Consider the following 22,965-nt stretch of genomic DNA (forward strand, 5'->3'; position numbering starts at 1 on the left):
GTTATCGACCATTATCCGTGGGAGAAGAATTAGAAAATTTATTAAAATATAGCCTTTTCCACTCTAGTTAGATACAAAATTACCCCTCCCCAAACCTCCCCTTGGTAAGGGTGCGCGACAGCGCGGGTGGGGTGTATTTCATGAGCTTGGAAATTGCTATAATGGGGAATTTAAGTTTTATAACGAAAATTTATACCCCCAGAATTCATTAAAAATTCCATCAGCACCAAATTATGAATATAGGTGTGGAGACATTCCGTAGAACGTCCCCATAGATGTTAAATTACCAATTAACTACAGCTTGTGCGATCGCATTTCTAGCTGCTTCTAGAGATTTTTCCCGCGCCTCATCACCCAAATTTAGGCTATCTGCATGGATAAAAGTAATATCAGTGATGCCAATAAAACTAAAAATGGTACGGAGATAGGGTTCTTGCAAATCATAAGCAGCAGCGGGAGTTCCTGGGGGGAAAGTACCACCACGAGTGGTAATAACCAGCAGTTTTTTATGGCTAGGAACTAAACCTTGGTAGCCATTTTCACCAATTGCAAAGGTGAGGCCAACACGAACAATTTGGTCAATGTAAGCCTTAAAAGTAGATGGTATACTAAGGTTGTACATCGGTACTCCAAGAACGTAACGGTCAGCCTCTAGCAACTCCTCAACTAAGCTATCAGAGAGTGAAATTGCTTCAGTTAGTTCAGGTGTGCGTGCGTTGGGTGGTGTAAAACTAGCAGCAATCCATGACTCATTTACATGGGGAACAGGATTACGACCTAAATCTCGATAAGTTATTATATCTTCAGGATGGATATCTTTCCAAGAAGTAATGAATTCGTAGGAAAGTGTGCGTGAAATTGAACGTTCACCACGTGGACTGGAGTCAATGTGAAGGATATTAGCCATAAATAAAATTCCCCAAAAACTACATCTACAGGCGTTGATCTAATTAAGAAATTGATGTACTAAATCTTACTTTATCGAGTTTAAACTATGTCAATTTATTCTGACAAGTAGGCACTTAAAAGTAACTAACTTACTAAAAAGTAAGATTTGTCTGATAGCGAAGCCATATCAGGATATCTAGGATTTAAGGATGTTCAGGATGTGATTTTTTATAGTTTAGGAAAAATATATATTTACCCAACAAGGTACTAGTGATAAATTGAAATCATTTTTGTAACCTGATGTAAAAATAGCCTCACCCAGACCAAAATATTTTTCCTTAGATAGTTCCAATGTTTTTGCTTTAGGTTATCAACCATTATAGCCTTTCCCACTCTAGTTAGATACAAAATTACCCCTCCTCAACCCTCCCCTTGGTAAGAGGAGGGTGCGCGACAGCGCGGGTGGGGTGTATTTCATGAGCTTGGGAATTGCTATATCAGTGAGAGAAGAATTAGAAATATATTATAGAGATGTAATTGAGACTTGATGAAATTTAAGGACGTTCATGCAGAAACCAATGATCAGTTTTTAATAAAGCACAGGCATGATCTTGAAGAGAAATCCCAGGTAAAATAGTCGTACAGGGTGCAATAGTTTCTTGTTCAATTGCTAATTGTAAGGCTTCTTTAAAAGTTTTGGGTTTATTTTTCACCGTTATTTGTAACATAGTTCCATAATGGCAGACTAACTCTATTGCATATTGTTCATGCCAATATTTTAACATAGCCATTACCTTATCACTGCCTATATAACTAGCACCATACCAATGCAGATAAGCCAGCGTTTCCCAACAATTTTGAATAGGTAATAATAGTAATACTAGGGGTTGATTAATTGGTTCATACCATTGCAAATAGCTCAAATCAACAAATAAATCTTCTGGATTTTGTTGTTCTAATGCCGCTAAATTTTGATTGAATTCTGCTAATGATATTTCTATTTTCTCATTTAAAAATTTCTGAATATTAATTTCATCAACTTGTGCAATTAATCCTTTATAAACAGTATTTTGATATTGATTATAAGAAGGTTCATGTTGATATTCAAAGCGGCAGAATAAATCATTATTAATGACATCATCTGCCCAATTTTCTCCTTGATTAAACCAACAAGCAACTATTACAGGATAACGTTGAGTTTGAGAAAGAAGCTTTCTCATGATTTTCCATGCTTCAATCTTGTTATCAATATCAACCTGCATTGCTAAGGCTATTTCATTAGTTTCAGGTATTTTTACTTCTATGATTTGTGTTTCTTCGAGAATAGTATTTTTGATGAGTTTTTTGATGTTGCTAATTTCAGAAATCATAATCAAAATGGTGGATTTTACTAAGTATCAAAAAATTATATAAAATCTGATATCCAGTTGTGATTCTTCTCAAAGAATCTTTAAGATTACTACTTCTGGACAAAGTGCGATGTTATCACTACAGTTTTCACTCAGTAATTCTAACTTTTCTAATGTATTCATAATTAATTATACCTTTTGTGAGGAGGATATTTTTTTGTCAGAATCAGGATAACCAGGATTAGAGGATTTTCAGGATGTAATTGTTTGATTGTCTATGAATAATACAGCTTTTGGGATGATAAATAAATTATTTGTAGATGATCTACTGATATTTATTGACTGTTAGTGTAAGGGTATTTTACACTATTTAAATAGTCACAGACAATTCATCAATAGCAATCCTGTCAATCCTTAAATCCTGGGTATCCTGATTCTGACAATCACAATTTAATCATCCCACCAATCATCTAAAAACCACAATCCTGTAATTTCATGAAAATACCTAATACCCAAAATCTAAAATTAGACGAAATTACATATATAATTAATGGCTGTGCAATGAAAATACATCGAACTTTGGGAAATGGTTTTCAGGAGGTTATTTATCAAAGATGTATGGAAATTGAACTCAAAAAATCAGGTTTAAGTTTTGGCAGAGAGGTAGAACAAGCAATTTATTATGAGGGAATTGAAGTAGGAATACGAAGGGCAGATTTTATAGTTGAAAATCAGGTTGTGGTAGAGTTGAAAGCGATTATTTCTTTAGAAGATGTTCATTTAGCACAAGCAAAAAACTATGTGGTAGCTTATAATTTTCCTGTGGGATTATTGATTAATTTTGGTGCGTTAAAGTTGGAATATAAGAAGGTTTTTAATCCTAGATATCAGGTTTAATTTATCTGAACCAGGATTTAAGGATTTTCAGGATGTTGTTGTTTGATTGTCTATGAGAAGTACAGATTTTAGGATGTTAGATAATAAATTATCCGTTAAATTATTTGTTGACTGTTGGTGTAACTGTATTTTATAATATCCAGATATTCACAGACAATTCATCAATAAGAATCTGTCTGAATCAGGATAACCAGGATTAGAGGATGTACAGGATGTAATTTTTTTATTGTTTAGGAAAAATGGCAATTTTTGGATGATAGATAATATACTGTGATTGTAATTATCATTTTTCAATATTCACAGACAATTCATCAATAACAATCCTATAAATCCTAAAATCCTGGACATCCTGATTCAGACAAAAAATATGAATAATATATTTTCATTATGTTGGGTTGCGTTCCTTTCTCTAAGCTAGAAGATGAGATTTTATTCTATTCCACAGATTCAATGCGAATCACTTCCTCTATAGGAATATATTTACGCTCACTAAAAATATCAAGACGTACTTTTCCATCTTTGATATCATTGATTTTTTCTCCATTAGGATTCCACCAATTAGGTGCATTTTTCCAGGTGCAATAGTCACCAATTTTAACTCTCTGTACTTTACTTGCAATTTCCTGATTAAAATCTTTGATTGCATTGAGTATATCAATAGTAATTATTTCTTTGTTAATAATTTCTAAATATGAAGAATTTTCTTGTTGTTCTTCCAAGTTAGTTTTTTGATATGAGTTTGTGGTTGAAGTAAAATCTGCTTTCGAGATATACAAATCTTCAAAATCTATCCACTGATAAGAATCTACTCTTTCTCCTAACAAGACAGTTTTTGCTTTTTGGATATGAATATTAAACTCTATTGCCGCACCTATATGCCCTTGATTTGTTTGACAAACTAACTTGAGATTATTCAGTAATTTGAAATCTAATTCTGATACAGATGTTTCATATTTATCTGTATCTTCATCATTAAATTCATCAGATATATCATCTATAGACAAAACAGAAGAGTTACTTGTTGAACCCATATCAAATATTTTAGTGTTTTTCATAAGTTTTTCATGTTCTAGAATTGCTTCGTGTATAACTTCGGCTGTTGTATCTGTAGTGACATTACTAATTTTTTTCTGTCCATTTTTTTCGTTGTATTGATTAAATTGGATGTATTGTTCTAAATTTTTGTCGTCTGTATAAGTAAATCCAGTTCTCTTGTCTAGAAAAGTTATGCGTTCAATCTGAGTAACAACTGTTTGAATATCTTGGGCTATTCCATATTGACGTATACATGAATCTAAAAGTGTACCTTGAGTAGCACTTAAACCACCAACACCTTTACCCCAATCTCCTTTTTTGCTTATTTCTCCAATTGCATAAATTGTTTGCCCTACATGGTTAATTCTATCCTTATCTACTCTTTTTATAATAGAGTCAAACCCTGTGGGTGAAGTCTGTATTTCATAATTGAGAAAACCTGTACCCTTTTTATTAATTACTGCAATATCTGCCCTTCTCCCTGGGTATTGGTATTCTTGTATAGGTTGAAATTTATCTTGTTTAAAGTATATTTCAGTAGTTGCTTTAATTACATCTGTTGCTTCATTTTTAGCTTCTCTGTGAGTTGAACTTTCACCTTTACTGCTAACAAATTTATTGCTAATACAATCTATTCCGGTTTCTTTATTTTCTTCTATATTGGCATTATGAGAAAAATGTGCAGAAACCCAAAAGGGTGTTTCTTTGCGTGCTTTATGATGTGCTTTTTTATAAAAAAGTTGGCAATTACAGAATATACATTTAAAAATCTCATTTTTATCATATAAATTACATTGAGCATCCACGAAAATACTATCCTTATTTAAGGCGTATCTAACCATATAGACTCCTTTATTAATCAAATGTATTAAATATTATACCCCATATTCTACAGTAGGTAAATTTTCGATAGTTGTCAAATTATGATAAAGAAATACTCTTTCAACAAAGACACAAAAACGCAATAAAAAACCCTTTGCGTCTTTGCGCCTTTGCGTGAGACTATTTAACTATAAGCCTCCATAGGTAAACAAGAACAAACAAAATTCCTATCACCAAAAGCAGCATCTATTCTCCCTACACTTGGCCAGAACTTATATTCCTTATTCCAAGGTGCAGGGTAAGCGGCTTGTTCACGAGAATAGGGATGATTCCATTCCCCAATAATCAAACTTTCCGCAGTGTGAGGTGCATTTTTCAAAAGATTATCTTGAATATCCATTTTACCGGATTCAATTGCAGCAACTTCTTCACGAATTGCAATCAAAGCATTGCAAAAGCGGTCTAATTCTTGTTTAGATTCACTTTCCGTAGGTTCAACCATAATTGTCCCAGCAACAGGCCAAGATACAGTAGGTGCATGAAAACCATAATCCATTAACCGCTTCGCAACATCATCAATTTCGATATGCGCTGATTTCTTCAAACTTCGCAAATCTAAAATACATTCATGTGCTACTAAACCATTTTTTCCCTGATACAAAACGGGATAATATGATTCCAGTCTTTTAGCGATGTAATTAGCATTAAGAATTGCTACTTTGGTTGCTTGCGTTAAACCATCTGCACCCATCATGGCAATATACATCCAAGAAATTACTAAGATACTTGCACTACCCCAAGGTGCAGCAGAAACAGCACCCAATTCACCACCCATTTTTACTACAGAATGTCCAGGTAAAAAGGGTACAAGATGGGAAGCGACACCAATAGGCCCCATACCGGGACCACCACCACCGTGAGGAATACAGAAGGTTTTGTGCAAGTTCAAATGACAAACATCTGCACCAATATCACCAGGACGACAAATACCTACTTGGGCATTCATATTAGCCCCATCCATGTAAACTTGTCCACCGTGATTATGAACAATAGCGCAGATATCCTGAATTGCTTCTTCAAACACACCGTGAGTTGAAGGATAAGTCACCATTAAAGCCGCAAGTTCATGACTATATTTTTCGGCTTTGGCTTTTAAATCATCAACATCAATATTACCTTGATCATCACAAGCGATTCCTACTACTTTCATTCCACACATTACTGCACTTGCCGGATTCGTTCCATGTGCAGATTGAGGAATTAAACAAATATTTCGGTGTCCTTCTCCACGATTTTGATGATATTCATGAATTACCAAAAGTCCGGTATATTCACCTTGAGAACCAGCATTAGGTTGGAGAGAAATTCCTGCAAAACCTGTAATTTCTGCTAACCATGCTTCTAATTGCTGGAAGAGAATTTGATAACCTCTTGTTTGAGAAATTGGTGCAAAAGGATGTATTTTCCCAAATTCTGCCCAGGTTACAGGAATCATTTCTGAAGTTGCATTTAACTTCATTGTGCAGGAACCCAAGGGAATCATTGATGTTGTTAATGATAAATCTTTGGTTTCTAGTTGATGCAGATAACGTAATAACTCGGTTTCTGAATGATATTGGTTGAAGACTGGATGTGTGAGATATTTACTTTGACGTGATAATGGGTAATCGGTAATCGGTAATTCTTCTACAGTAAAAGGCAGATTATCTTTCAATGCGAAAATTTGCCAAAGGTCGATTAAATCTTCTGGTGTGGTAGTTTCATTTAAGGAAATTCCAACAGTTGCGTTATCAAAGATGCGTAAATTAATATTTCTCTCGTTTGCAGCATCAAGAATTGCATCTAATCTGGTATTTCCTAATTCTACCCGTAAGGTATCAAAGAAGTTTTCCGAAGTTATTTTGTAACCTAACTGTTTGAGTCCATTTGCTAAAGTTACGGTTAACTGGTGGATATTTTCGGCAATTCCCCTCAGTCCATCTGGCCCATGATAAACTGCATACATACTCGCCATCACTGCCAATAATACCTGGGCTGTGCAAATATTACTGGTGGCTTTATCTCTGCGAATATGCTGTTCACGGGTTTGCAAAGCTAAACGTAATGCAGGTTTACCATTAACATCTTTTGATACACCGACAATTCTTCCTGGAACTAGTCGTTTATACTCTTCCTTCGTTGCAAAATAAGCAGCGTGTGGTCCCCCAAAGCCTAAAGGAATACCGAAGCGTTGTGTACTTCCTACAGCAATATCAGCCCCAAATTCACCGGGGGGTGTCAGTAAAGTTAAGCTGAGAGGATCTGCGGCTACAGTCACCAATGCACCCTGAGCATGGGACTGTGTGATAACATTGAGGTAGTCGTAAATTGTGCCATCACTGGCAGGATATTGGAGAATTGCACCAAAAATCGGTTCTGCAAAATCAAATGTTTGATGATCACCGATAATGATATTTATCCCCAGAGGTTTAGCTCTAGTTTGCAATACATCAATGGTTTGAGGATGACATTCACGAGAGACAAAATAGTTATTGGCTTTATTTTTGCAGACACCATAACTCATACTCATGGCTTCTGCTGCTGCTGTTGCTTCGTCTAACAAAGAAGCGTTAGCAATTTCTAAACCTGTTAAATCAATGATCATCGTTTGGAAATTTAGCAATGCTTCCAAACGTCCTTGGGCAATTTCTGGCTGATAAGGGGTGTAAGCTGTGTACCAACCGGGATTTTCGAGAATATTACGTTGAATTACAGCAGGAGTAATACAATCGTAATAGCCCATGCCAATAAATGAGCGATAAACTTGATTTTTATCGGCTATTTGTTTTAATTTCGCTAGTGCTGCATATTCGCTTTGTGCTGCTGGTAATTGTAGGGTTTGATTAAAGCGAATTGCCTGTGGTACTGTTTGATCAATTAGGTTATCTAAACTAGAAAAACCTAAGATATCAAGCATTTGTTGAATATCATCAGGGTTGATTCCAATGTGTCTTTGGGCAAAGTTGCTGAGTTTTTGACTGCTTTTAGCCAAAATCTTGTTATCACTAGGTTGAGTACGAGGGGGATTAGCTACCACAAATAGTTCTCCAGGCGCTTCTGTATTAATGTATTGTAATAATTATTTTTATATATTAGGTTTTTTTGAGACTCATATATTCAAACCTCCAAGCAGGAGGCAATTTTTTCTCTTCCTTCAAAATGTTCAATCAAAACCAAACACCTCTTATTGATGCTTTAAAAAACTCCATCTCTCGTCCCCATGCACCGTTTTACACTCCAGGACATAAACGCGGTGCTGGAATTTCCTCAGTTTTAACCGATTTACTTGGTAAAGAAGTTTTTCGCGCTGATTTAACGGAATTGGCTGAATTAGATAATTTATTTACTCCTGAAAATGCGATTCTCGCAGCACAAGAACTGGCAGCGGAAGCTTTTGGGGCTGAGAAAACATGGTTTTTAGTTAATGGTTCTACCTGTGGAATTGAAGCGGCTATTCTCGCTACTTGTGGTATGGGGGATAAAATTATTCTGCCGAGAAATGTGCATTCTTCGGTGATTTCTGGGTTAATTCTTTCTGGTGCAATTCCTATTTTTATTCAGCCTGAATATGATGAGGATTTAGATATTGCTCACAGTATTACACCGGAAGCGGTAAAAACAGCATTGGAAACACATCCTGACGCAAAAGCGGTGCTGACAGTTTACCCTACATATTACGGTGTTTGTGGAGATTTGAGTGCGATCGCACTTCTTACCCATCAATATAATATTCCCTTGCTCGTAGATGAAGCACATGGCGCACATTTTGCTTTTCACCCTCAATTACCCACACCAGCTTTAGCCGCAGGTGCAGATTTAACTGTGCAATCTATCCACAAAACCCTCGGTGCGATGACACAGGCATCAATGTTACACATCCAAGGTAACAGAATCGACGTTAACAAAATTAATAAAGCTTTGCAGCTAGTACAATCTACTAGTCCCAGCTTTATACTTTTAGCTTCTCTCGATGCCGCACGTCAACAAATGGCAATGAATGGGGAAAAGTTGATGTCTCAGACTTTGCAATTAGCAGCTTCAGCAAAAAGTCAAATCAGTCAAATTCCTGGTTTATCTATTCCTCTCCATACCAGCAGTCCAGGTTTTGTGGATTTAGATCAAACACGCTTAACTGTAAACGTTTCTAAATTAGGTTTAACAGGTTTTGCAGCTGAAGAAATCCTCAATGAAATGGGTGTAACTCCAGAATTTTCATCCTTACAAAATCTTACTTTTATTATTAGTTTGGGTAATATAGAACCTGATATTAATGCATTAGTGCAGGAGTTGAAAAATTTGATTCGGATACCACAATTGACAAGTCAGTACAAAATATGTAAATATAGAAACGATGCTATGATTAGCCAATTTATATGCATTTCTCCCCGTGAGGCTTTTTTTGCTAATAGTGAAACATTACCTTTGGAGAAAACACCGCAACGAATTTGCGCGGAAATAGTTTGTCCATATCCCCCAGGAATACCTGTTTTAATGCCGGGAGAAATTATTACAAAATCAGCCTTAGAATATCTGCAACAAATTCAGGCTTTAGGGGGATTTATTAACGGTTGTGCAGATACTAGTTTGAGAACTTTAAAAGTAGTAAAAACATGAAAAGGGTAATAGGTAATTGGTAATTGGTAATTGGTAATTGGTAAGAGCAATTATCAAATAGGCTATAGCCTTTCCCACTCTAGTTAGATACAAAATTACCCCTCCCCAACCCTCCCCTTGGTAAGGGGAGGGTGCGCGACAGCGCGGGTGGGGTGTATTTCATGAGCTTGGGAATTGCTATAATACAGCTATGTTGTAAATAAGCTCCCCATTTGGAAAATATAAAACTCTTACAAATTACGAATTACTTTAGCAACTAATTAATTAAGCTCCCTTTTTCACAAGGTCTTTATAAACTGGAACTTTTGCCTTGATTAGACTACGCACACCTTCCTCTACATTGTCTTGTTGCAGCAAAGAATCTCCCATTAACACTGCATTAGCACCAGCATCAGCTATTAAAGCTATATCAGCAGATGTTTCAATTCCTGACTCGCTAACGACAAGAATACTCAAATTTTGTAATTGCGATCGCCTAGCTGCCATTAATTGCTGAGTAGTGCTAAGATTAACGCTAAAATCTTCTAAACTGCGGTTATTAATAGAGATGATGCGGACATCATCTAACTTGAGTACCCGATCTAATTCGGTCAAGTTATGAACTTCAATGACAGCATTCATTCCCAAATAGTGAATTACCCGCAGAAAATTATGTATCTCCTGGTCTGTAAGAATAGCAGCAATCAATAATACCGCATCAGCACCAGCAGATCTGGCTAAATAAATTTGGCAAGGATCAAGAATAAAATCTTTACACAACAGAGGTAACGCTATCCGATATCGGATAGTACGTAAATGCTCAAAACCTCCCTGGAAGAACTTTTGGTCAGTGACAACAGACAGACAAGTAGCACCACCACGCTCATAGGATTTTGCGATCGCTAAAGGATCAAAATCTTGATTGAGAGTATCTTGATTAGGTAATACTTTTTTTACCTCTGCAATCAAACTGGGTTTATAAAAACTCTGCTGCAAAGCAGTAAAAAAATCTCGTACAGTCGGAGCAGCAGTTAATTGGCGTTGTAAGGAAGCCAAAGACATTTCTTGCTGCATTTGGGCTACTTCTAGCTTCTTCTGCCATACAATCTCTCTGAGTATAGGTTGCAGGCGACTATTAGATATACTAAGTGGGTAAATCATGATGAGAATAAATTAAGAATTAAGAATTAAGAAATTTCATCCTTCATTTTTTCTCACAGGCAATTATGAGAAATTTATCTGAGGATAATACCAAGTTGCAATAATGCTCGGTTAAGAATTTTTGTAGGTTGGGTTGAGGAACGAAACCCAACAAATGCCTGTAAATATTTAGGTTATGGCTTCTCTTCGAGACGCTTTGCGAATACCACACTTCTTGTTCACGCAGTGTCCCGAAGGGATACATTCCATTGCTTCGCAACGAACAAAACGAACAACCCAACCTACATAGACCTACATAATTTTATTTTTTGAGCTTAACCGACAAGTACTGTACCAAGTTAGGATTTTAGATTCACTGTCAAAAGGAGTTGTCAAACCATCCACAGATGGCTAGAAAATTTTCATCAACACCAGCTAGTACAGAACAGCCAAAATAGTTGCAAAAGCTCGCTTTTTTCTTTCTGCTACTTTGCACTCACCCAAATTGGCATATCCTCAACTGTGTGTATTCTTAGAAGTGAATCCAACTTGACTTGAGGTCAAACATTTCCACATCCTTTTTAGAAGTTTTATTTTGCTGATAACCACCCAGTAGGCAATTATTTTTCAGCAATCTGATATAAGTACGGTAGGGTATATAGTCTATAGGATTGTGTCCAGAAAAACGCAAAAGTAATACACAAGCCCAAGAATACTTTCCAGATATAATTGCTTTGACTATTTGTTCTATTTGTTCAGTATTAATTTTCTTATTGGCTGGTCTATTATAATCGGCAACATTCTGGTTCATAGTATGCACTCCTATGTATGAACAAAAAAACTAGTCAATGGCCTATAAGGTTTTTAATCAGATTGCCAAATTCTCACCACAAAGAAAAAAAATGTAATTCTTACGCACAGAGGTTATTACAGGTCAGAAGGACATATTATTGCAATTTATCTGTGCAACCCTTACATCCTCTAATCAAATGAATTTTTATGCTTATTTTGTATTTTATTTCCCTCCAATACACTGGGGTTAAAAGTCTCCATGATAGATATTGATGATTATGAAAAGCAGAAGCAGATTTAATTAGGTGATATAACATTTTATTACCTAATATATATCTAGCTTAATCTGCTGATCAAGTTAATCGTATTGCCAAAGTAGCTTCTTTGTTTAAGCCTACTAAAAGTTCAACACCGGATACATGAACTATTTTTTGATCAACTTGTCTATTTTTTCGCTCTTAAATTTTTTGTAAGAATTCGGGAGTCAGGAGGAAGAAGAATATTTTTCTCTTCTGTTTCCTCTAGTTGATGTCTGGCCTTTGTAGTAATATTTTTGATAATAAAAAGCATATATTGAAGCTTTTGTATAGGTCAACACACTTATTCTTATTATTTTATATGCCTTTTGTCAGATGCTCTGTCATTAGTAGGATTTTATTGAGAAAGATCTATATCTCAAGAAAGATGACTAGGCATATTTTTATATAGTTAAATGCGTTAAAAAGAGAATTACAATAATTCAAGTCAAAAATACCATTTTCTCCCTTGATGTCACCAATTCGAGGTAATATGTAAACATTTCAATCTTGACAAAATAGACGTTTTGTTGTATGAGATGTATTCTCCATACAGTGTTAGTTTTACAGCACTAAAGCCTTATTACAGCAGAAGTCAGGAATTAGGAGTAAAACTGGCTTTGTGTCTGGCTTTGAATTTAGATTCTGTACCTCATTGATCTGTATTATAGCAATTTCCAAGCTCATTAAATACACCCCACCCGCGCTGTCGCGCACCCTCCCCTTACCAAGGGGAGGGTTGGGGAGGGGTAATTTTGTATCTAACTAGAGTGGGAAAGGCTATAAGCTAATAAAATCAAATTTCTATAGTTTTATAACTTAACTTGCAAATAAATACACTGAGAATATTCATTACAAAAAAGGTATTAACCTGAAAACAATTAAGGATCTGAGATTATTCCCCACATTCATCCTCATTTATAGCAATTCCCAAGCTCATGAAATACACCCCACCCGCGCTGTCGCGCACCCTCCCCTTACCAAGGGGAGGGTTGGGGAGGAGTAATTTTGTATCTAACTAGAGTGGGAAAGGCCATATATAATCAACTTTACTCTCTGTTAGCCGATTAAAAATACAATTTAGCCAATGCTTGTATTGTCTTATCACCAACAAGGTACTTAATCAAAACAACAATTTCATTTTGATATGCAACTAAATGAAACTTAGAGTTTTTTTATTGTTAAAATCAACTTATTCAATTTAAGTTGTGAATGAATAGTAAAATCAAAATTTTGTAACTTTCTGATGATCAACTCAATACCGCTTACATTACCATCTGATAACCAGGAGTGAGTAGAGAGATGAATTATGGCGATTCCACATTAGAAACATCCAATTCCCAATTGAGTTTACAGCCAGAGGTGAAGTTGGAATTTGCTGATTTTCTTATCAATCAAGTTGTAGATGCTGCTTTTTGTCTAGGAAAAAACGCACAGTTTCTTTATGTTAATAATCCCACCTGTTACCTGACAGAGTATTCCCGCGATGAATTACTTTCCATGAATTTAGGTGATTTAGATATAGATTTTTCGTTACAGAATTGGTCAGAACTATGGAAAGATACAAACATCTATCACCGCACATTTAAATCTCGCTACTGTACAAAAACAGGAAGAATATTTTTAGGAGAAATAAATCTTACTTATATAAAACACCAAGGTAGAGAGTTTAACTGTGCTATTTTTAGAGAAATTAGTGACGAATTGGTTGAATTGAGTATGCAGAATTGGGAGTTGCTAGAACATAAGCAATCTCCGGTGCATTTACAAGAAAATATTGCTGAACTCAAATATAAGCAGTTTAATAACTTACTATGGCTGAAAGAGTCTGGATTTCTTAGTTTAGTAGAAGCTATTAATGCGAATATTTTTCTAATTCAAGGTAAAAAAATTTGTTATGCTAATTCTGCTGCGGAGTTACTGACTGGCTATTCAAACAGGGAACTGTTAGCAGGGGTTGAATTTAACCAAGTCATCAAGAGTAGAAAATCACAACAAAGTCAGGAAACTAATTCTGAATATCAAGAGTTAAAAATACTCACTAAACAGGGTAAAGAACGATGGTTAGTGGGTGTTTGGACTCGACTTGATAAAGTGCTGAATTTTGAAGGTGAAGATGTTGAAGTACTGACTACTATTGATATTACAGACTACAAATATGCAGAATCAAAATTACAAAATACTTTGGAAGAAGCCAAAAAAAACAGCGAACTAAGAGCGCATCTTGTGGCTATAGTCTCCCATCAATTCCGCACACCACTAAATGTTATTTCTTTTTCTAATAGCTTACTCAAACGACATATCAATAAATGGAAAGGAGAAAAAATTCAACTATTTTTGGAGAAAATTGCCATATCAGTCAAAGAAATAACCCAGGTATTAGATGATATTTGGTTTTTCTCTACAACAGATTTAGAAAAAGTTCAAATTGACCCTCAACAGGTTGATTTAGTTGAATTCTGCCATGATTTAATCAAAAATTTCCTGTTAATTAATAGTGAATACCATATTAAGTTTTATCACCAAGGTAACTGTGCAAAAGTCTGGATCGACACGAAACTGCTGAAACCAATTTTGAATAATTTGCTCGCAAATGCTATTAAATACTCTCCTAACAATAATGTTATACATTTCACTGTTTATTGTGAACATGAGAAAGTTATGTTTCAGATTCAAGATCAGGGAATTGGTATTCCTAAAGTAGATCAACAAAAATTATTTGAACTGTTTTATCGAGGTAGTAATGTTGATGCAATTCCTGGTACAGGCTTGGGTTTATCAATTGTCAACACTCTTGTTAATTTACATGGAGGTAAAATTATGGTGGTAAGTGAAGTTGATGTAGGTAGTACATTTACTGTGGTATTACCATCTGTTCCCTGTTCTGATTTTTGAATAGCTTAATGCTCAGAATTTTTTAATAAATCGCTGTTAACACTTTATATTGGTTGCAAAATGATACGCGAATCGTCGAAAAAAATTCTTGTAATTGAAGATGATGCTACTACCCGCAATCTCTTCTTAGACGGTCTTGAGGCTGAAGGTTTTGTTACGATAGGAGCAGAAAATGGTCTGGTTGGTATCCAGCAGGCAGAAGAGAATTTACCTGATTTGGTAATTTGTGATTTGATCATGCCGCATATAGATGGTTACGGTGTTTTAACTAAGTTACGTCAAAATCATTTCACAGCAATTATTCCTTTTATTTTTCTCACTGCTAGTAATTCTAAGATATCTATGAGAAAAGCGATGGAGTTGGGAGCAGATGATTATTTGAGTAAACCTTCTACTGTGGATGAATTACTAAAAGCAATTTCTATCCGATTAGAAAAACAAGCTCTTTTTAAGAATTGGTATGCTAATAAATCTCCCCAAATTTCAGCGGTTCCAGATATTGTAGTTAATTCAGAATCAATTTTTCCAACTGTTCCCCATCTCAAAAAAGTTTTCGACTATATTGAACTTCATTTCCATCAAGGGATTACTTTGTCAGATGTCGCAGAAGCTGTGGGTTATTCTCCTGCTTACTTGACTACACTAGTTGGTAAAGAGACGGGAGAAAGTGTTAATACTTGGATTGTTAAGCGTCGTATGGCTGCCGCTCGTCCTTTACTAAAAAATACTAATCAGACAATTGAAGCAGTTGCCACAAAACTAGGCTATCAAAATGCTTGTCATTTTTCCCGCCAGTTTCGTCAACATCACGGTTTGTCACCAACAATTTGGCGAAAACAACATCAATTAGTTCATGTGTCTGCAAATGCAAAGCTGCAAGTTATTAAATCTCATTCTGATTTAACAAACCGTATTTCTTGTTAATTTAAGGAGTCAGGAGTTCGGAGTAGTTAGAATTACGAATTACGAATTACGAATTACGAATTACGAATTACGAATTACGAATTAGTCTCTTTGGGTTTTGTTAGCTGCTGAAATACTAATTGTATGGCTAAGGCTAACAAACCAATACCCACTATGCCAAATATCCCCGCTCCCAAAGCTACGATACCCACAACTAGGGTACGAACAGCCGCGCTAATCTTGATGGCAAGTAAGTTATCAGAATGGATAGGCTTTGCAGCAAATGTAGTTGCGATCGCTATCATGAGAGAATACATCGCAAATCCCAGCCCTCCTGACATGATAGCCCCAGTTATACAGCGTAATGGAGTTGGTGGTACTTGTCCGCTAGTATCTGTTGATGGTGTGATATTTGGTTCATTCATAAAAGGTTGTGGGGTATAAGGTATAGCTTGCTTCTTCGTAGCGGAATTACGAATTACGAATTACGAATTACGAATTATTTGAATTCCAGTTGTAATTGTCCCAGTCACAAACAATTCTAAATCTTCGTCAGGGATTGCTGTGCGTATCTGCTGCTTGACTACTTCTGCTTGTGCTGGAGATTCGACAATTGCGAATACAGAAGGGCCAGAACCAGACATCATGGTTCCTAAAACTCCTTCTTGACTAGCAAATAATTCTCGCAGTTGTAGAACTTGGGGATAAGCTGGCAATACGACTTTTTCTAAATCATTGTGCAGTTTTTGAGAAATTTCTGCTGCATCTTTAGCCACGATGGCTTTCACCATTTCTCCCGAATGGACTGCATTGGCACGGGCAACTAAATCTTTGGTATCTTTAATATAAGTACTACCAAATACTTGTCGATAGGTTTGATATGCCCAAGGAGTAGAAACTTCTAAACTGCGATATTTTGCCAATACTATATTTATGTGATTTAAATTTGGTAAAGGGGAAAGTTGCTCACCTCTACCTGTTGCAATTACTGTTCCCCCAGAAATACAAAACGGCACATCTGAACCCAGGGTAGCTCCCAATTCTTCTAATTCTGATTTAGTTAGTCCCAGGTTCCAGAGTAAATCTATTCCTACCAAAACTGCTGCTGCATTTGTCGAACCTCCAGCTAAACCCGCAGCGACAGGAATCCGTTTTTTGATAGTAATATCAATACCGCCAAAGTTACTAAAAGCGTCAGGAAATTTCCTGGCCATCAGTTCCGCAGCCCGGTATGCTAGATTGGTTTGATCTATGGGTACTTGTGGGTGATCGCAGTAAACGCGAATTGTTTGAGTGCTGGCAGCATGGACATCAATTTGGTCTGCAAGGTCAATACTTTGGAGTATCATTGCTAACTCATGATATCCATCAGGACGATTACCAATGATTTCCAAATATAAGTTAATTTTGGCAGGTGCAATTAAGCTATAAGAATGCATTTTTAGTGCTTCGGCTTTAGTGGATTTACTCAAAAGTTAGACAGTTACTTAAGTTTACCCATTGTGCAACGCTGAGGTCTTCGGCGCGTACTTGGGGGTTTATTCCTAATTGTTCCAGTAATTGGGTCAAGAGATCGCGGTCAATGACCGATTGTAAGTTATTTCTTAACATTTTTCGTTTTGCCCCAAACCCCAATTTAACCAGATTTTCTAACTTTTTGGGGCTATTTGCCGGAATTTCTATCTGTCGAGGGAGCAACCGCACTACAGCCGAATCTACTTTTGGAGGTGGGTGAAATGCACTAGCAGGGACTGTGCAAATTAGCTCACAATCAGCTAAATACTGCACCCGTACCGACAACGCCCCAAAAGTTCTTGAACCTGGTTTAGCATATAATCGTTCTGCTACTTCTTTTTGTACCAGTAGCACAATAGAATCATAGGGTTCTGGGTTGGGTTGAGTGATAGTACCGAGTAACTTCTCAATAATTGGCCCAGTAATGTTGTAGGGAATATTGGCAACAACTTTATTTTGCTTTTGGAAATTGTTAAATGCTAACAATTGAGATGGTACATCTAATGTCAGAAAATCCCCTTGCAGCAGTAAAAAATTTTCTTTTTGACCTAGTTGTTTGACCAATAATTTACACAAATCGCGGTCAATTTCTACAGCAACTAGTGACTTAGCTAAAGGTAATAAACGCCGAGTTAAAATTCCTGTACCAGGGCCAATTTCCAAAATCCTATCACCCTCTCGACACTGTGCTGCTTTGACAATTGCATCTAGTGCCTTTTCACTTTTTAACCAATGTTGAGCAAATTGCTTGCGCGGTTGCACCATCTATATTTGTTTCTCCATATTTTGTTTGCAATTTGTAAGTTGTCAGGATATATGATTCAGTATAAATTAGGGTTTTAAAGTCGTTATTGATAATTCATAGAAACACTTGCTCCTCTAGATTACTGTTGTAAGCAAATCTTCTGACTCCTGACTTCTGAATTCTGAATTCTTACCTTTCACCAAACTGTCTGTAAATTTAAAATAAATCCTGGCAAAATATCTTCTCCAAATAATTCAATAGGAGATTCTAATATTTCTACTGGTTGATGAAGACGATATATTTCCACCTGACGTATTTTAGAATTAATTAACCAACCCAATTTTACACCATTATTTATATATTCCTGCATTTTATTTTGGACTTCTTGCAAACCATCACTTGGTGACATTAACTCTAATACAAAATCGGGTGCAATAGGCGGAAACTTGGCTTGTTCTTCTTGTGTAAGTGCATCCCATCTATCTTTTTTTATCCAAGCGACATCAGGAGAACGATTTGCACCATTAGGGAGTTTAAAGCAGGTTGAAGAATCGAAACAAACTCCTAGTTTAGTTTTGCGGTTCCAAATTCCCAAATCAATATCAATTTCAAAATTACGTTTTCCAGTTTCTCCGCCAGTGGGTGACATAATTAATAATTCTCCTTCTGAATTACGTTCAAATTTAACATCAGGATTTTCCCGACAAAGTTGATAAAATTGATTGTCTGTGAGTGTGATGATAGGATTTAAGTTAACGGTGATGGCTGTCATATAATTGATATTTAGTTGGATATTTTTTGGGATAGTATCTACTGAATAGCAATATTTTAACCGATAGTTTGGGTTAGGCGCATAAAGTCATCGTTCAACACTGGACTAAAATTTATAGACTTTTAGACACCGCTATACTTCTTGTCAAGTGTCTACATATAAATTCATCTTTGATTTAGCAACGCTGATTATTTATAATAAGCCTGGAAACTCCGGTAGATTTCTTCCCAGCTATGAACACCAAAAAAAGATATATTTTCCCCCTAATTTTAGTAGCAGTTTGTGCCAGCATCAGCAGTTGTACACCTGATAGCAGTGATAGCTTAACCTCAACACCAACAATACCAAAAAACACAACTTCCCCAAGTCCTTCTAATTCTCAAGTCGAAACTCAACCATTTTCAACTCAACCAACCCCCACTGAACAGCCACCGACTTCAACTTCTAAAACTATCTCTGGTAAAACTACCAAAGTTACCCTATACACAAGTGATGCTCAATGTCAAGATTACGTTGCTAAAACAGCTTCAGTCTCAGCAGATGAACCCATGAATGAAACAGTGGGTAAAGTCTTAGAACAAGGAGATACAGCCGATTTTAGCTTGTCTGGGTATCGTGTCAACGTCAATAATGGTGTGGCTACAATTGATTTGCGAATCTCTCCTGAATCAAAACGGCAAATAGCGTCTCTTTCTAGTTGTGAGCAGTTTGCACTGTTTGGTAGTCTCCGCAAAACCTTAACTAGTAATGCTGAATGGAAAATCAAAGAGGTACGCTTCACTGAAAAAGGTGAGGAAATTGTTCTTTAAACGAGATAGAGGGAACGAGATAAGTAGGTTGGCGTTAAAAATTGTCGTTGGGATAAGGCAGGGGGAAGGGGGCAGGGAGCAGGGAGAAAAAGGGTTTTAGCCTTGTTTACTTTTTTTACACAGTTTGGTTTTATTCTGCCTACCTACTTATTAATTACCAATTGTCAAAATTATTGCGCTTTCTCTTTAATATCTCGTCCTTCAAGTCCTTGCTGAACCCATTGCAAACATTCATATTCTGATGAAAATAATTTTGGTGCTGCAATATTATTTAAAGAATTTGGCGGATAGTGGTCATAAAAAATTTTATTATTCTCTGTGTACACAATTATTAAATTGTGGCGGTAAACATAACGCGATTTAAATCCATCCTCATAATTTATAAATTCTGCATTTCTGTCAATATGTTCTTTGGCAATATCAACTATATTGCTGATGCTTTTATCATATATTTTTGCAGGATTTTCTAATTTATGAAAATTACTTTTACGTCCAATCTCTGACAATAATTTGTATGAGAAAATTTCATAATTATCTATTTTACCAAAAACAAATGGAATGATGAGATATCCTTGATATGAAACAGAGCTTTCATAAAGAAGACGGCTCATCTCAATCTCCTTTGACGTAAATTCTTCCATATATTTACTCAATTAACACAGCAAAAATTGTGCGATCGCATTAGATATCTCTAGAAACCTTTATAGGCAGGGATTTCGGTTCTAATTTTTCCAGCCTATGTCTAATTATCGCTCTTTTTGAGCATTTATTAAATCCTGAAAATTCTTCCTGCAATTTACGTATATAGCCTTTCCCACTCTAGTAAGATACAAAATTACCCCTACCCAACCCTCCCCTTAGCAAGGGGAGGGTGCGCGACAGCGCGGGTGGGGTGTATTTCATGAGCTTGGGAATTGTTATATTACAATATACGGTATCAAATTATAGTCACCACAGACTAAGTTGATTCGGTGGCTGATTCAGATTGTTCCAAGGTAAAGGTGGAACTGCTACCCCACTTTGTTCTAATAGCTGTTGAAAATACTGAGCATTCTGAGGAGATATATCTTCAGTAGGACAATGGACAAAGAAATAAATCCGTACTCCTGATCTAAGCCAGGTTTGAATCTGCGTTACCCATTCTGCCATAAATGGCTGATTAACTAACAACTGTGGATGAGAAATAAAGCGCACCAAAGTAAAAGGCGCAGTCACACTAAAATGCACTGGAAGCTGAGGTTTACGCCGTTCTGATGTTAATTGTGGGTCATCATCCCCAGTATAAATTGGTCGTGTATCTAACAATACTCTCCCTACCCCTAACTGTTCTAACAGCGCATTCAAATTACTAGCATGGGGTTCTTGAAACCAATCACGATGCCTAACTTCTAATGCTAAAGGGATATCTGTGCGTGGCCAAGCTGTCAAAAAAGCCGTTAAATCATCCAATAATGCAGGTGAGTAGCTTGGGGGTAATTGGGCAAATATTGGCCCCAAGTGCTTACCTAGAGGGCGCATCTGTTCTAAAAATGTTAAAGCTTCAGGGATATGCGATCGCAATAATCCTTGATGGGTAATTTCTCGCGGTAACTTCAAGCAAAATTCAAAGCCTGGAGGTGTTTCTGTAGCCCAACGAGTGACAGTTTCAGAGTTAGGAACGGCGTAAAAAGTCGTATTACCTTCTACCGTGGTAAAGCGACGACTGTAGAGACGTAGAAACTCAGTGGTGCGAGTTCCTGGGGGATAAAGTTCGCCCACCCAACCTTTATATGCCCAAACTGCACAACCAAGAAAAAAGTTCACAAAATAAAATGTTTGAGGATTTCTTTTGCAATTTTACCTCGAACAGCAGAAAGCTCTTTCCAGGTGGTAACGAACACGAGTAGATTTAAAAAGGATTGATGATTGCTAGGATTAGATCAAGATTATATATACCAAATAAATTGGTAAATTTATGCCGAGAAAAGAACAAGGTTGGGTGACATTTCAAACATCAGAAGAAGAACGCAAGATTTTAGAAGAGTTCTGTCAGCACTCTCAGCGAACTAAAACTGAGATTTTGCGAGAATTAGTACGTGGACTGAATAAATACTCCTCACCACCAGTACCTCTACCAACTCAACCAGAGAAAGTGGAAACTCATACTCCTGAGATGGAAATTATTAATCCCAAAAAATCATTAAAAGTTAGTTCGCGCAATGTTCTCAAGGGAGTTGTGAAAAGAGTCACTACAGGAAGTGTGAATACGGAAGTGACCTTGGAAATTGTGCATAAAGTTGAGTTAACTTCGATGATTACTAGAGTTTCGGCTGAGGATTTGGAATTGGTTGAGGGAGTTGAAGCTTATGCTGTGATTAAATCTAATGACATTGTGATTGCAAAGGAATAGGGTTAATTAACACTGCCACTGTCAGAGTAAAGTGACCAAGACTTGCGCTCCTGAAGCTCCTCAAGGATATCCTAGAGCGATCGCTCAAAAACATTTAATTCTTCTTCAGGAACTCTCAGCAAGCGATTAAACAACACGTTACTCAGAGCAAAGGCTTCATTAGTCTCAAATAAATCACAATCATAGATTTTCATTGTCAGATTATCTAACAAATCGTTTTGTTTTTTTAAATTTAATAATCAACTATTTTAAGCTTTAGAATATCCCCAAATATTTCTCAATAAATCACTCCTAAGAAATAAATAAAATAATCCACATTTAGTAACTTAAAAATTGAGGCTAAATAAAATAAACAACACTAGCCAATAGGAGTATTCACAATGGATTGGTTTAACAGCTTTGAACAGTTTTTTAGACAATTAAGCGAATTCCAAAGTATAGTTTTTCATAACTGGACTTCAACCCTATCGAGTATGCAGAATCTAAACTTATCAGATCCACCAGAAACTTTAGAACAAAGTGTAAAACTACAAGAAGACCTAGTAAAAAACTCATTAGATTTCCAAGAACAGGTAAATCGTTTCTCAATAGACACACAAAGAAAATTGTGGGATAGTTACTTTAAAATGATGCGTAAATAATAAACCAATCTATATTAAGATAGGTTTTACCTCGTTCCCAGTCTCTGACTGGGAATGCAACTTAGTAGGCTCTGCCTACCTTTCATAAGATCAGTCTTAAGATTGTTTCTAGATATAAATCATAAACCAATTAATATTAGAGGATGTTTGATTATAGCGGTTCTCGGTTGAGTGATATACAAGAACCCCAACCCCCTCCCCGCAAGCGATGAGGGGGCTATGATCTATCTCATTCAAGTGCATATCGCTATAGTATATCTCGTTCCCAGTCTCTGACTGGGAATGCAACTTAGTAGGCTCTGCCTACCTTTCATAAGATCAGTCTTAAGATTATTTCTAGATATAAATCATAAACCAATCAATATTAGAGGATGTTTGATTAGTATCAGAATTGATTGAGATTCCCCCTTCCCAAGGAGGATTGAGGGAAATCTACAAATGCTAG

20 protein-coding genes are annotated in these 22,965 nt (G+C 36.3%); 7 read left to right on the forward strand and 13 right to left on the reverse strand.

The window, feature by feature from the left end:
* Positions 1-283: 283 nt before the first annotated feature.
* Positions 284-907: an FMN-dependent NADH-azoreductase gene (locus tag ACOWPH_RS25310; protein WP_015212878.1), complete on the reverse strand. Its 624-nt coding sequence runs from the start codon at positions 905-907 to the stop codon at positions 284-286.
* 535 nt (positions 908-1,442) lie between these two features.
* A complete protein-coding gene (locus ACOWPH_RS25315; RefSeq protein ID WP_015212879.1) occupies positions 1,443-2,258 on the reverse strand; it encodes a DUF4253 domain-containing protein in 816 nt (271 codons plus the stop codon).
* Positions 2,259-2,732: 474 nt separating this feature from the next.
* Here ACOWPH_RS25315 and ACOWPH_RS25320 point away from each other — a divergent pair, with 474 nt between their 5' ends.
* The gene (locus ACOWPH_RS25320; RefSeq protein ID WP_015212881.1) at positions 2,733-3,134 is read left to right on the forward strand and encodes a GxxExxY protein; all 402 of its coding nucleotides are present in this window, start codon (positions 2,733-2,735) and stop codon (positions 3,132-3,134) included.
* A 434-nt stretch (positions 3,135-3,568) separates the two neighbouring features.
* On the opposite strand, the gene ACOWPH_RS25325 is transcribed toward ACOWPH_RS25320, so the two are convergent.
* Both ACOWPH_RS25325 and gcvP read right to left on the reverse strand, forming a co-directional pair.
* Entirely contained in the window at positions 3,569-5,011 is a 1,443-nt protein-coding gene (locus tag ACOWPH_RS25325; protein WP_015212882.1) for a hypothetical protein, read from the reverse strand.
* 164 nt (positions 5,012-5,175) lie between these two features.
* The gene (gcvP, locus tag ACOWPH_RS25330) at positions 5,176-8,067 is read right to left on the reverse strand and encodes an aminomethyl-transferring glycine dehydrogenase (protein ID WP_015212883.1); all 2,892 of its coding nucleotides are present in this window, start codon (positions 8,065-8,067) and stop codon (positions 5,176-5,178) included.
* Between the two features lie 122 nt (positions 8,068-8,189).
* Here gcvP and ACOWPH_RS25335 point away from each other — a divergent pair, with 122 nt between their 5' ends.
* Positions 8,190-9,644, forward strand: coding sequence for an aminotransferase class I/II-fold pyridoxal phosphate-dependent enzyme (locus tag ACOWPH_RS25335; RefSeq protein WP_015212884.1), 1,455 nt, complete (start codon positions 8,190-8,192; stop codon positions 9,642-9,644).
* A gap of 264 nt (positions 9,645-9,908) precedes the next feature.
* Here ACOWPH_RS25335 and trpC read toward each other — a convergent pair whose 3' ends face one another.
* Positions 9,909-10,784 carry an indole-3-glycerol phosphate synthase TrpC gene (gene trpC / locus ACOWPH_RS25340; RefSeq protein ID WP_015212885.1) on the reverse strand — a complete coding sequence of 292 codons (876 nt, stop codon included), beginning with the start codon at positions 10,782-10,784 and terminating at the stop codon, positions 9,909-9,911.
* A gap of 511 nt (positions 10,785-11,295) precedes the next feature.
* A complete protein-coding gene (locus ACOWPH_RS25345) occupies positions 11,296-11,574 on the reverse strand; it encodes a HetP family heterocyst commitment protein (RefSeq protein WP_015212886.1) in 279 nt (92 codons plus the stop codon).
* Between the two features lie 1,579 nt (positions 11,575-13,153).
* On the opposite strand from ACOWPH_RS25345, the gene ACOWPH_RS25350 reads away from it, so the two are divergent.
* On the forward strand, positions 13,154-14,746 hold the full coding sequence (locus tag ACOWPH_RS25350; RefSeq protein ID WP_015212887.1) for a sensor histidine kinase: 1,593 nt from the start codon (positions 13,154-13,156) through the stop codon (positions 14,744-14,746).
* A 60-nt stretch (positions 14,747-14,806) separates the two neighbouring features.
* Positions 14,807-15,670: a response regulator transcription factor gene (locus ACOWPH_RS25355; protein ID WP_015212888.1), complete on the forward strand. Its 864-nt coding sequence runs from the start codon at positions 14,807-14,809 to the stop codon at positions 15,668-15,670.
* A 74-nt stretch (positions 15,671-15,744) separates the two neighbouring features.
* Here the strand turns inward: ACOWPH_RS25355 and ACOWPH_RS25360 are convergent, their stop codons facing one another.
* The 4 genes from ACOWPH_RS25360 to ACOWPH_RS25375 all read right to left on the reverse strand — a co-directional run bounded on the left by ACOWPH_RS25360 (position 15,745) and on the right by ACOWPH_RS25375 (position 18,681).
* Positions 15,745-16,074, reverse strand: a complete 330-nt coding sequence (locus ACOWPH_RS25360) for a DUF3082 domain-containing protein (protein WP_015212889.1) — start codon at positions 16,072-16,074, stop codon at positions 15,745-15,747.
* Positions 16,075-16,134: 60 nt separating this feature from the next.
* Positions 16,135-17,088: a 4-(cytidine 5'-diphospho)-2-C-methyl-D-erythritol kinase gene (ispE, locus tag ACOWPH_RS25365; RefSeq protein WP_015212890.1), complete on the reverse strand. Its 954-nt coding sequence runs from the start codon at positions 17,086-17,088 to the stop codon at positions 16,135-16,137.
* Positions 17,089-17,113: 25 nt separating this feature from the next.
* Positions 17,114-17,929 carry a 16S rRNA (adenine(1518)-N(6)/adenine(1519)-N(6))-dimethyltransferase RsmA gene (rsmA, locus tag ACOWPH_RS25370; protein ID WP_015212891.1) on the reverse strand — a complete coding sequence of 272 codons (816 nt, stop codon included), beginning with the start codon at positions 17,927-17,929 and terminating at the stop codon, positions 17,114-17,116.
* A 176-nt stretch (positions 17,930-18,105) separates the two neighbouring features.
* Positions 18,106-18,681, reverse strand: a complete 576-nt coding sequence (locus ACOWPH_RS25375; protein WP_015212892.1) for a Uma2 family endonuclease — start codon at positions 18,679-18,681, stop codon at positions 18,106-18,108.
* Between the two features lie 233 nt (positions 18,682-18,914).
* Here ACOWPH_RS25375 and ACOWPH_RS25380 point away from each other — a divergent pair, with 233 nt between their 5' ends.
* Positions 18,915-19,490: a hypothetical protein gene (locus ACOWPH_RS25380; RefSeq protein ID WP_015212893.1), complete on the forward strand. Its 576-nt coding sequence runs from the start codon at positions 18,915-18,917 to the stop codon at positions 19,488-19,490.
* A gap of 170 nt (positions 19,491-19,660) precedes the next feature.
* Here ACOWPH_RS25380 and ACOWPH_RS25385 read toward each other — a convergent pair whose 3' ends face one another.
* Both ACOWPH_RS25385 and ACOWPH_RS25390 read right to left on the reverse strand, forming a co-directional pair.
* Entirely contained in the window at positions 19,661-20,101 is a 441-nt protein-coding gene (locus ACOWPH_RS25385; protein ID WP_015212894.1) for a hypothetical protein, read from the reverse strand.
* Positions 20,102-20,438: 337 nt separating this feature from the next.
* Positions 20,439-21,293 carry a DUF72 domain-containing protein gene (locus ACOWPH_RS25390; protein WP_015212895.1) on the reverse strand — a complete coding sequence of 285 codons (855 nt, stop codon included), beginning with the start codon at positions 21,291-21,293 and terminating at the stop codon, positions 20,439-20,441.
* 151 nt (positions 21,294-21,444) lie between these two features.
* Between ACOWPH_RS25390 and ACOWPH_RS25395 the strand changes: the two genes are divergently transcribed.
* The gene (locus ACOWPH_RS25395; protein WP_015212896.1) at positions 21,445-21,879 is read left to right on the forward strand and encodes a TOBE domain-containing protein; all 435 of its coding nucleotides are present in this window, start codon (positions 21,445-21,447) and stop codon (positions 21,877-21,879) included.
* A 71-nt stretch (positions 21,880-21,950) separates the two neighbouring features.
* Here ACOWPH_RS25395 and ACOWPH_RS25400 read toward each other — a convergent pair whose 3' ends face one another.
* Entirely contained in the window at positions 21,951-22,073 is a 123-nt protein-coding gene (locus tag ACOWPH_RS25400; protein WP_242043090.1) for a hypothetical protein, read from the reverse strand.
* A gap of 186 nt (positions 22,074-22,259) precedes the next feature.
* On the opposite strand from ACOWPH_RS25400, the gene ACOWPH_RS25405 reads away from it, so the two are divergent.
* Positions 22,260-22,520 carry a hypothetical protein gene (locus ACOWPH_RS25405; protein WP_015212897.1) on the forward strand — a complete coding sequence of 87 codons (261 nt, stop codon included), beginning with the start codon at positions 22,260-22,262 and terminating at the stop codon, positions 22,518-22,520.
* Positions 22,521-22,965: the final 445 nt, after the last annotated feature.

This window comes from Anabaena sp. PCC 7938 (assembly GCF_049315035.1).
GTDB classification, from domain to species: domain Bacteria; phylum Cyanobacteriota; class Cyanobacteriia; order Cyanobacteriales; family Nostocaceae; genus Anabaena; species Anabaena cylindrica.

Excerpts from the sequence above, each read along its gene's own strand:
- ACOWPH_RS25310 (WP_015212878.1), bottom strand. The coding sequence starts at position 907 with ATGGCTAATATCCTTCACATTGACTCCAGTCCACGTGGTGAACGTTCA.
- ACOWPH_RS25315 (WP_015212879.1), bottom strand. The coding sequence starts at position 2,258 with ATGATTTCTGAAATTAGCAACATCAAAAAACTCATCAAAAATACTATT.
- ACOWPH_RS25320 (WP_015212881.1), top strand. The coding sequence starts at position 2,733 with ATGAAAATACCTAATACCCAAAATCTAAAATTAGACGAAATTACATAT.
- ACOWPH_RS25325 (WP_015212882.1), bottom strand. The coding sequence starts at position 5,011 with ATGGTTAGATACGCCTTAAATAAGGATAGTATTTTCGTGGATGCTCAA.
- ACOWPH_RS25335 (WP_015212884.1), top strand. The coding sequence starts at position 8,190 with ATGTTCAATCAAAACCAAACACCTCTTATTGATGCTTTAAAAAACTCC.
- trpC (WP_015212885.1), bottom strand. The coding sequence starts at position 10,784 with ATGATTTACCCACTTAGTATATCTAATAGTCGCCTGCAACCTATACTC.
- ACOWPH_RS25345 (WP_015212886.1), bottom strand. The coding sequence starts at position 11,574 with ATGAACCAGAATGTTGCCGATTATAATAGACCAGCCAATAAGAAAATT.
- ACOWPH_RS25350 (WP_015212887.1), top strand. The coding sequence starts at position 13,154 with ATGAATTATGGCGATTCCACATTAGAAACATCCAATTCCCAATTGAGT.
- ACOWPH_RS25355 (WP_015212888.1), top strand. The coding sequence starts at position 14,807 with ATGATACGCGAATCGTCGAAAAAAATTCTTGTAATTGAAGATGATGCT.
- ACOWPH_RS25360 (WP_015212889.1), bottom strand. The coding sequence starts at position 16,074 with ATGAATGAACCAAATATCACACCATCAACAGATACTAGCGGACAAGTA.
- ispE (WP_015212890.1), bottom strand. The coding sequence starts at position 17,088 with ATGCATTCTTATAGCTTAATTGCACCTGCCAAAATTAACTTATATTTG.
- rsmA (WP_015212891.1), bottom strand. The coding sequence starts at position 17,929 with ATGGTGCAACCGCGCAAGCAATTTGCTCAACATTGGTTAAAAAGTGAA.
- ACOWPH_RS25375 (WP_015212892.1), bottom strand. The coding sequence starts at position 18,681 with ATGACAGCCATCACCGTTAACTTAAATCCTATCATCACACTCACAGAC.
- ACOWPH_RS25380 (WP_015212893.1), top strand. The coding sequence starts at position 18,915 with ATGAACACCAAAAAAAGATATATTTTCCCCCTAATTTTAGTAGCAGTT.
- ACOWPH_RS25385 (WP_015212894.1), bottom strand. The coding sequence starts at position 20,101 with ATGAGCCGTCTTCTTTATGAAAGCTCTGTTTCATATCAAGGATATCTC.
- ACOWPH_RS25395 (WP_015212896.1), top strand. The coding sequence starts at position 21,445 with ATGCCGAGAAAAGAACAAGGTTGGGTGACATTTCAAACATCAGAAGAA.
- ACOWPH_RS25400 (WP_242043090.1), bottom strand. The coding sequence starts at position 22,073 with ATGAAAATCTATGATTGTGATTTATTTGAGACTAATGAAGCCTTTGCT.
- ACOWPH_RS25405 (WP_015212897.1), top strand. The coding sequence starts at position 22,260 with ATGGATTGGTTTAACAGCTTTGAACAGTTTTTTAGACAATTAAGCGAA.